This is a genomic window from Ramlibacter sp. (genome assembly GCF_028292805.1).
In the GTDB taxonomy this organism is placed as follows: domain Bacteria; phylum Pseudomonadota; class Gammaproteobacteria; order Burkholderiales; family Burkholderiaceae_C; genus Ramlibacter.
This window is the reverse complement of the sequence record NZ_JAQGLS010000089.1, coordinates 1-9142: the sequence shown is the minus strand read 5'-3', so window position 1 is coordinate 9142 and position 9142 is coordinate 1. Positions and strand designations below refer to the sequence as shown.

Genomic DNA, 9142 nt, shown 5'->3' with positions numbered 1-9142 from the left:
CTGGGTCTGCTCCTGGCTCGCCGCCGTGATCTCGGCCATGATGTCGGTCACCCGGCGCACGCTCTCGACGATCTCGTCCATCGTTTTGCCCGCCTCGGCCACCTGGTGGCTGCCTTGACCGACTTTTTCCACCGAATCGTCAATCAGGGTCTTGATCTCCTTGGCCGCAGCAGCACTTCGCTGGGCCAGGCTCCTGACTTCAGCGGCCACGACGGCAAAGCCGCGTCCCTGCTCGCCCGCGCGGGCCGCTTCCACCGCCGCATTCAAGGCCAGGATGTTGGTCTGAAAGGCGATGCCGTCGATCACCCCGATGATGTCGCCGATGCGGCGCGAGGCCTGCGCGATGCCGGTCATGGTGTTCACCACCTGCCCCACCGCCTCGCCGCCCTGCCGCGCCACCTGCGCCGCGCCCACGGCCAGCTGGCTGGCCTGGCGCGCGTTGTCCGCGTTCTGCGCCACGGTGGAGGTCAGCTCCTCCAGCGAGCTGGCCGTCTGCTCCAGCGTGCTGGCCTGTTCCTCGGTGCGCTGCGCCAGGTCGGCGTTGCCACGCACGATGCGGCCGCTGGTGTCGGCCACTTCGTGTGCGCCGGCAGACACTTCGCCCAACAGGGTACGCAGGTTGACCGTCATTCCGGCCAGCGCCCGCATCAGCTGCGCGGCTTCGTCGGTGCCGCCGGTGCGCACCTGCAGCGTCAGGTCGCCGGCGGCCACCCGCGTCGCGATCTTGGCCGCGACCCGGATCGGCTTGACGATGTGCACCGTCAGCGGAAAGCACAGCAGGAATGCCAGCATGAACCAGGCGGCCCCGAACGACAGCATCACGACCTGGCCTTCGCGGGTCGCGACTGCGATGGCGGCTTCGGCGCCCTGTCCGCCGGCCCGGGCGCCCTGCGCCTGCAGGGCGCGTGTTGCGACATCGCCCAGTTCCTGCAGGCGCCAGGCGGCCACGCCCGCCATCACGATCATCAGCAAGGCCAGCGCCAGGAAGGCGATGGTCAGCCGCACGCGGATGGTCGAGCGACGAAAGAAACCGAGCGCGGCCCGGTCGACGGTTGCGGAGGCGAAGGTGGAAGGGGACGCCACGGGGGCTCCAGTAGCCGGCACGCGCTCAGCCGGCGACGCTGTCGACCAGGGCCATGTCGGCGCCGGTCATCAGCTTTTCGATGTCCAGCAGGATGATCATCTGGTCGCCGACGGTGCCCAGCCCGGTGATGTACTTGGTGTCGAACGTGGCCGAGGCGAACTCGGGCGTGGCGCGGATGGCGTCGGCCGCCAGCGTCAGCACGTCCGAAACCGCGTCGACCACCACGCCCACGATGCGGCCGGCCACGCTGAGGATGATGACGACGGTGAATTCGTCGTAGCTCGCCTGCTCCAGCCTGAATTTCAGCCGCAGGTCGAGAATGGGCACGATCACCCCGCGCAGGTTGATCACGCCCTTGATGAAGTCGGGCGCGTTGGCGATCGCGGTGGGCTGCTCGTAGCCGCGGATCTCCTGCACCTTCAGGATTTCGATGCCGTAGGCTTCCGGTCCCAGCCGGAAGGTCAGGAATTCGCTGGTCTGGACTTCCGGCGCCGCCTGGCCCCAGGAGCGCTTGGAACCCATGGTGACCGCTTGCTGTTGCATCGAGTTCTCCATCAGGCCCTTTGGCCTTGTGCTGTCGGTTGTCAGAACACCAGTGCGCGGTCGCGGCCCGACACGCGCACCAGGTGGGCGATGTCCAGGATCAGGGCCACCGAGCCGTCGCCCATCACCGTGGCGCCGGCCAGTCCCGGCACCCGGCGAAAATTGGCCTCCAGGCTCTTGACCACCACCTGCTGCTGGCCCACCAGTTCGTCCACCAGCAGCGCGGCGCGGCAGTCGTCGGTTTCCACGATCACGGCGATGCCCGCCGCCTGCGCCCGCGGCTGGCGCGGCGGAAACAGCTTGCCCATGTGGAGCACCGGCAGGAAATCGTCGCGCACCCGCAAGGTGTCGCCTTGGCCGGGCAGCGTGTGGATGTCGCAGGCCGAGACGCTCAGCGACTCGATCACGCCCATCAGCGGCAGCACGTAGGTCTCGCCACCGACGGCCACCGTCATTGCCTCCATGATCGCCAGCGTCAGCGGCACGCTGACGGCGACCCGGGTGCCCCGCCCGGCGACGGACGACAGGTCGATGGTGCCCCCCAGCGCCTGGATGTTGCGCTTGACCACGTCCATGCCGACGCCACGGCCGGAGACCTCGGTCACCTCGTCGGCGGTGGAAAAGCCCGCTTCGAAAATCAGCTGCCAGACCTGGGCGTCGGGCACGTCGGCCGGCAGCAAGCTCCCACGGGAGCGGGCCTTGGCCAGGATCCGCTCGCGGTCCAGGCCGCGGCCGTCGTCGGTCACCTCGATCAGGATGCTGCCGCCGCGCTGGCTGGCCCGCAGGCTCACCGTGCCGATGGCCGGCTTGCCGGCATCCAGCCGCACGCGCGGCGTTTCCAGGCCGTGGTCGATCGCGTTGCGCACCAGGTGCGTCAGCGGATCGGAGATCTTCTCGATCAGGCCCCGGTCCAGCTCGGTGCCCTCGCCCGCCATCTTGAGCTCGACCCGCTTGCCCAGCCGCGCCGACAGCTCGTGCACCAGTCGCGGGAAGCGGTTGAAGACGCTGGAGATCGGCAGCATGCGGATCGCCAGCACGGCTTCCTGCAGGTTGCGCGTGTGGCGGGCCAGGTCGACCAGCCCGGTGTTGCCGGCATAGCGGCTGTCGTTGCCGGCGTCGGCCAGCGCCCCGGACCGCGCCAGCATCGCCTCGGTGATCACCAGCTCCCCCACCAGGTTCACCAGCAGGTCGATCTTCTCGGTGGCCACGCGGATGAAGGTGGCGTCGTGGGCGGCCTGGGTGGACGGCTCGTGGGCAACGGCGGCGGCGGCTGGCTCGACTGGCAGCGCCACGGCCACGGTGGCGGGCGTCGCCACCGGCGCGGCGGCGCGCCGTGACCGGAACTGTTCCGGGCTGACGAAGATGTCGACATCGTCCACCGGCGCGGCTTTGGCTGGCGCCCGCGCTGCGAGCGCAGGCTGCGGCCGGACGGCGTCGGAGCGGCGCCGGAAGTCCGCCGGATCGACGAAGAACTCATCCTCGCCGGCGGCCGTCGGCGCCGCCGGCGCCACGGCATGCAGCCGCGGCGGCTCCCGCGCCGGCTCGGCCACGGCAGCTGGTTGCGCCTGCACCGTTTCCACGGCGATCTGTTCCGGCGGCACCACCAGCGACAGCACGCTCTCGAGGTCGGCGGCCGCGCCTTCGAGCAGCACGTCGAAGCAGACGGTGCCGCCGACGGCGTTGGCGATGATGGTGTTGGAGACGGTGCCCATCTCGCCCAGGCCAGCCAGCATCATCTCCAGTTCGCCCGCGTCGATCGCCTCGTGCAGCGGGCCCAGCAGCACCTTGAAGCTGCGCGTCACCGGGCCGGCCTGGCCGGCCAGCGCGTCGGTGGCCGGCTGCGCCACCCGCTCGCGCAGCATCGCCTCGACCGGCGCGCTGTCGGGCGCCTGCGGCTCCACGCCGCGCCGGTGCAGCACCTGCGCCCGCAGCACGTCGCCGGCCTTGAGCATCGCCTCGATGTCGTCCACGCCGATCGGGCGCTCGCCCTTGCGCAGCGCGTCCAGCAAATTCTCCTGCAGGTGCGCCAGCGCCGCCATCTCGGGGCAGCCCAGCATGGCGGCGCTGCCCTTGATCGAGTGGACGGCGCGGAAGATCGCGTTCAGGTCGTCCGGGTGCGGCGCGTCGATGTCCATGCGCAGCAGGATCGCCTCCACGTTCGCCAGGTGTTCCTGCGCCTCCTCGAAGAAGATCGTGCGGAAGGCGACCGGGTCGCCGAAGGCATTCGATGGCTGGAACATGACGCAAGCCTCCCGGCTAGATGAACTTGCCCACGATGTCGAGCATTCGCTGGGGGTCGAACGGTTTGGCCATCCAGCCGGTCGCGCCGGCCTCGCGGCCCTTCTGCTTGAGCTCGGTGCTGGCCTCGGTCGACAGCACGATCAGCGCCACCGGGTCGTAGTTGGGCAGGCCGCGCAGTTCGCGCACCAGCGTCACGCCGTCCATGCGGGGCATGTTGTGGTCGGTCACCACCAGGTCGAACACCCGGGCCCGCGCCAGCTCCAGCGCCTCCACGCCGTCGCCCGCTTCCGCCACCTCGTAGCCGGCGCCTTCCAGCACCGCCGCCACCATCTTGCGCATCGAGCGCGTGTCGTCCACGACCAGAATCGCTTTGCTCATGTTCTTACTTGCTCCGGGTGCGCTTGCGGCTGCTGGGAAGGAACTTGGCGATGACCTCGAGCAGCCGGTCCTCGTCCAGCGGCTTGGTCAGGTACTCGTCGCAGCCGGCGAGCGAACCACGCAGCTTGTCGAACGGCGAGCTGCGGCTGGTGAGCATCACCACCGCGGTCTTCTTGATCGCCTGCTTGTTGCCCTTGATCAGCTTGCAGACCTGGTAGCCGTCGATGCCGGGCAGCACCACGTCGAGGAACACGCAGGCGTATTCGCGGCTGCCGGTCAGGCCGACGGCCTCCTCGCCGGTCTCGGCGAAGTCGACCTCGAAATTGAACGGCGCCAGCTTGGCCTTCATGAACATGCGCACCGAGGCGTTGTCGTCCACCACCAGCACCGTGTCGCCCAGCGCCCGCTTGCGCGCGGCCGCCTCGTCCAGCGGCGGCGGCGCCACGCCCTTGCCGGCCGAACTGGCGGCCAGGCTGCGGCCCAGCGGCAGCGTGCCTTCGTCGTCGTTCGCGGCGATGGCGACCGTCTCTTCCAGGCTTTGCAGCAGGCGGGCCCACTGCAGCGGCCGCGGCAGCAGCGTGAAGCCCATGCTGTCGACGCCCGCGCCGACCATCACCGCCGGCAGGTTGGCGCGTTTGCTGAGCGTGCGGAACTCGTTCATCGCCTCGGCGTTCTCCCCGTCCACCAGGTAGATGTCGGCGGCGCCGCTGACCGTGGTGGCAGGGTCGTATTGCACGAAGGCCGGGTCGCGGCGCGCGGCCAGCGCGAAGATGCTCGCCAGCATCGAGCGCTCCACGGGATTGAAGCCGATCACGTCGACGAGGTACTGTTCATTCAGGGTCAAGGTAACCACCTCTGGCCCAATTGGCCGAGTACGGCATCCGCGTCGGGAAGCCGGGATTGCGCTTCTTTGGCGAGCATGCGATCCACCAGGGGCTGCAGGGCAGCCGCGGCGGCAGGCAGTCGCGGCGGCGCCGCGACCAGGTGCTGGGAGAGCACTTCCATCAGGGTTTCACCGGCGAACGGAGGCGCACCGGCGAGCATTTCATGCAGCAGCACGCCGAGGCTGTAGACGTCCGCGGCGGGAGAAGCGGCGGCGCCCTGCAGCTGTTCGGGGGCCACGTAGCGGGGCGTGCCGAACAAGGTGCCGAAGACGCCAGCCGGCCGATCGCCGATGCGGGCGACCAGGCCGAGATCGGCGAGCACCAGGCTGCCGTCCGGCCGCATGAGGAAGTTCTGCGGCTTGACGTCGCGATGGACGTAGCCGCGGCGATGCAGACGCGCCAGCGCCTGGGCGGCTTGCCGCAACAAGGACCCCGCGTCGTCCACGGTCACGCCAGCGCGCAGGCGCTCGGCCAGGTCACCGCCCGCCACGTAGTCCATGGCGAGGTAGCACGCAGCACCGGCGCGGCCGTGCTCGCGCACCTGCACGATGTTCTTGCCGGCCACCTGCCGGGCCACTTCGAATTCATGGCGCAGCGCTTCGTGCACGCCGGGCTGGATCTTCAGCACCACTTCATCGCCACGCGCCAGGTCCGACGCCAGCCATGCGGTCGACCGGCGGCCGGCGCCGACCTGCCGCAACATGCGGTAGCCGGGCACGCAAGCAGGATGGACCGCGGCGGACAGCATCAGAGACCCATCAACGCCAGGTCGTCGAGCAGGTGCTGCGCCGACGGATAGCGTTGTTCGCGGTCCTTGGCCATCATGTTTTCCATCAGCGCCTGCAGGTGCTGGTGCTCCGGCGGCAGCAGCGGCACGGGCGCGTGGATGTGCATGTTCAGCAGCTCCTGGGCGGAGCTGGCGTGGTAGGGCTTGCGTCCGGTGAGCAGCTCGAAGGCGAGCACGCCCAGGCTGTAGATGTCGCAGCGCGCATCCACCACCTGCCCGGTGGCCTGCTCGGGGCTGAGGTAGTACGGGGTGCCGACGATGTCGCCGTCCCCGGTGTCCGTGATCTTCATCGACACCTGCTTGGCCTCGCCGAAGTCGGCCAGCGCCAGCGTGCCGTCCTGCCGCAGCATCAGGTTGTCGGGCTTGAGGTCGCGGTGGACGATGCCCACCGAGTGGATGGCGCCCAGGCCCGCCGCGGTCTGCCTGACATAGGCGATGGCGGTCTCGGGATCGACCGGACCTGCCTTCATGCGCGCGCGCAGGTCGCCGTTCGGGAAGTACTCCATCGCGATGTAGGCGTGGGCGACCGAGAAGTCCTGGCGGAAGATGCGGGCGACGTTCGGATGCTGCACCTGCGCCAGCAGCGCGTACTCCTGGATGAAGCGCTGCAGGCCGTCGGCCTCGCCGGCCTTGTCCATGCGCATGACCTTGAGCACCTGCGGCGGTCCGCCTTCGGCGGATTGCGCGAGGAAGATGGAAGCCATGCCGCCTTCGCCGATCTTGCGCACGACGCGGTAACCCTCGATCAGGAAGTGGGTGGTGGTGGAGGCGGGCGACGGGTTGGCCGGCGCGTTGGCGCTGCGCCGGCGCGCGTGGGTGTTCGCCTGCAGTGCCTCGCGCAGCAACTCGAAGACGCGCGCGGGGGTGCTGGACTTCCTGCGGGGCACCAATCCGGTGATTTCGACGACGTCGATGAAGCTGCTGTCGGGCAAGGCGACGGAGCCGATCCGGCCGCCCTCGGCGCGACCGGCGGACGCCAGCCGCGTCGCGGCAGAAGCAGCCACGCTCCAGTTCAGGTCCATGGCGGTCACCTCGAGCAGGCGGGCGACTTCGACGGCTTCGCCGACCGCGTGGACCTTGCCGCTGCCCGCGTTGCCTCGCCGGGACAACTCGGCGACTCCCAGGTGAACGCCGCAGGCCAGGGTCAGGGTGGGCAAGCCCGAAAACTCCGGCTTGGCCGCGATGCCCTGGGCGAGTTGAACGGCTTCGTGCGTGGCGAGGATCGCGGCATGCAGCCCGCGCTGCGCGTGGTTCGGCTTGCGGTCGTCGTGCTTGTTGCTGAACACCGCCAGGATCGAGTCGGGCCGGCGCTGCGCGACCTCGCCGCCCAGCTTGAGCACTGCTTCCGTCAGCATCCTGCGCACTTCGTTGACGAACGCGGCGGCGTCGTCCGGCCCCATGGCATTGCACGCGGCGGTGAAGTTGTGCAGCCGCGCATACATGAACGTGGCCACCGTCGTCCCGAGCTCGGCCACGCCCGGGTCCATGGTCGAGTTCAGCTGCGAGGACTGCGCGAAATCGCCCCCGCGCTGCGCGGCTGGCGCTTCGGCGGGTGAACGAGTTTCGAGGAGTTGTCGCATTTAGTTACAGCATACCTGAGCACTATCTTGACTCACAAGGCGCGGGCCGTCACTTATTTCACGGCAGCCCCAGCCGATGCAAGTTGGCGGCGCGGATGCAACACCGCACCGTTACAGACGGGCTCGAGGCCGCGGGAGCCGGGCCGCCAGCCGGTCCGTGGTGCCGACGGGCGGGCTTGCGCCCTCCCCGATCGCCTGCCAATTGCTACGATTACCTGCTTATGTCCATCCATGCCGCACTGAACCACGTCACCCACTACAAATACGACCGGCCGGTGAACCTGGGGCCACAGGTGGTGCGCCTGCGGCCGGCGCCCCACTGCCGCAGCAAGATCATTTCCTATTCGCTGCGCGTGGAGCCAACGAACCACTTCATCAACTGGCAGCAGGACCCGTTCGCCAACTTCCAGGCCCGCCTGGTGTTCCCCGAACCGGCCACCCAGTTCAAGGTGACCGTCGACCTCGTGGTGGAGATGGCGGTCTACAACCCGTTCGACTTCTTCCTGGAGCCCAGCGCCGACAACTTCCCTTTCAGGTACGACCCCGGCGTCGCCGAGGAACTCGTCCCCTACCTTCACTGCGAGCCGCTGACGCCGCTGGTGGCGGCCTACCTCGAGAAGATCGACCGCAAGCCGCGGCCGACGATCGACTTCCTGGTGGCCCTGAACCAGCAGGTGCAGGCCGATGTCCGCTACCTGATCCGCATGGAGCCCGGCGTGCAGACGCCCGAGCAAACGCTGCAACTGGCCAGCGGCTCCTGCCGCGACTCCGGCTGGCTGCTGGTGCAGCTGCTGCGCCGCCTGGGCCTGGCCGCGCGCTTCGTCTCCGGTTACCTGATCCAGCTCAAATCCGACGTCAAGGCGCTCGACGGCCCCAGCGGCACCGAGATCGACTTCACCGACCTGCATGCCTGGTGCGAGGTCTACCTGCCCGGTGCCGGCTGGATCGGCCTGGATCCCACGTCCGGACTGCTGGCCGGCGAGGGCCACATCCCGCTGGCCTGCACGCCGCAGCCTTCCGGCGCCGCGCCCATCGAGGGGCTGATGGACGAGGCCGAGGTCGAGTTCAGCCACCACATGCAGGTGACGCGCATCCATGAATCGCCGCGCGTCACCAAGCCCTACACCGAGGCCCAATGGGGCGACGTGCTGCGCCTGGGCGACAAGGTCGACCGCCAGCCGCGCCGCATCATCGATTTCCTGGTGGCGCTCAACCAGCAGGTGCAGGGCGACGTCAGGTACCTGATCCGGATGGAACCGGGGGTGCAGACGCCCGAGCAGACGCTGCAGAACGCCAGCGGTTCCAGCCGCGACTCGGGTTGGCTGCTGGTGCAACTGATGCGCAACCTGGGGCTGGCCGCGCGTTTCGTCTCCGGCTACCTGATCCAGCTGACGCCCGACGTGAAGGCGCTCGACGGCCCGAGCGGCACCACGGTCGACTTCACCGACCTGCACGCCTGGTGCGAGGTGTTCCTGCCAGGCGCCGGCTGGATCGGCCTGGATGCCACCTCGGGCCTGTTCGCCGGCGAAGGCCACATCCCGCTGGCCTGCACGCCGCAGCCCTCCAGCGCCGCGCCCATCGAAGGCGGCGTGGACAAGGCCGAGGTCGAGTTCGCCCACCACATGAAGGTGACGCGGCTGTATGA

8 protein-coding genes are annotated in these 9142 nt (G+C 69.3%); 1 reads left to right on the top strand and 7 read right to left on the bottom strand.

The window, feature by feature from the left end; genetic code table 11:
- The 7 genes from JWP65_RS04845 to JWP65_RS04815 all read right to left on the bottom strand — a co-directional run.
- On the bottom strand, nucleotides 1–1083 hold a 1083-nt coding region (locus JWP65_RS04845), incomplete at its 3' end, for a methyl-accepting chemotaxis protein (protein WP_299760875.1).
- Nucleotides 1084–1108: 25 nt separating this feature from the next.
- The gene (locus JWP65_RS04840) at nucleotides 1109–1606 is read right to left on the bottom strand and encodes a chemotaxis protein CheW (RefSeq protein WP_299760878.1); all 498 of its coding nucleotides are present in this window, start codon (nucleotides 1604–1606) and stop codon (nucleotides 1109–1111) included.
- Between the two features lie 62 nt (nucleotides 1607–1668).
- Nucleotides 1669–3867, bottom strand: a complete 2199-nt coding sequence (locus JWP65_RS04835; protein WP_299760873.1) for a chemotaxis protein CheA — start codon at nucleotides 3865–3867, stop codon at nucleotides 1669–1671.
- A 16-nt stretch (nucleotides 3868–3883) separates the two neighbouring features.
- The gene (locus JWP65_RS04830; RefSeq protein ID WP_299760871.1) at nucleotides 3884–4246 is read right to left on the bottom strand and encodes a response regulator; all 363 of its coding nucleotides are present in this window, start codon (nucleotides 4244–4246) and stop codon (nucleotides 3884–3886) included.
- A 4-nt stretch (nucleotides 4247–4250) separates the two neighbouring features.
- Nucleotides 4251–5090: a response regulator gene (locus tag JWP65_RS04825; protein WP_299760869.1), complete on the bottom strand. Its 840-nt coding sequence runs from the start codon at nucleotides 5088–5090 to the stop codon at nucleotides 4251–4253.
- Complete coding sequence (locus JWP65_RS04820) at nucleotides 5087–5848, bottom strand: serine/threonine-protein kinase (RefSeq protein ID WP_299760867.1); 762 nt, start codon at nucleotides 5846–5848, stop codon at nucleotides 5087–5089. Before JWP65_RS04820 ends, JWP65_RS04825 begins: the two co-directional genes overlap by 4 nt.
- 29 nt (nucleotides 5849–5877) lie before the next feature.
- Complete coding sequence (locus JWP65_RS04815) at nucleotides 5878–7497, bottom strand: protein kinase (protein ID WP_299760865.1); 1620 nt, start codon at nucleotides 7495–7497, stop codon at nucleotides 5878–5880.
- 221 nt (nucleotides 7498–7718) lie between these two features.
- Between JWP65_RS04815 and JWP65_RS04810 the strand changes: the two genes are divergently transcribed.
- Nucleotides 7719–9142, top strand: a 1424-nt coding sequence (locus tag JWP65_RS04810) for a transglutaminase family protein (RefSeq protein WP_299760863.1), incomplete at its 3' end; no start/stop codon positions are given.

Excerpts from the sequence above, each read along its gene's own strand:
- JWP65_RS04815 (WP_299760865.1), bottom strand. The coding sequence starts at position 7,497 with ATGCGACAACTCCTCGAAACTCGTTCACCCGCCGAAGCGCCAGCCGCG.
- JWP65_RS04840 (WP_299760878.1), bottom strand. The coding sequence starts at position 1,606 with ATGGGTTCCAAGCGCTCCTGGGGCCAGGCGGCGCCGGAAGTCCAGACC.
- JWP65_RS04835 (WP_299760873.1), bottom strand. The coding sequence starts at position 3,867 with ATGTTCCAGCCATCGAATGCCTTCGGCGACCCGGTCGCCTTCCGCACG.
- JWP65_RS04830 (WP_299760871.1), bottom strand. The coding sequence starts at position 4,246 with ATGAGCAAAGCGATTCTGGTCGTGGACGACACGCGCTCGATGCGCAAG.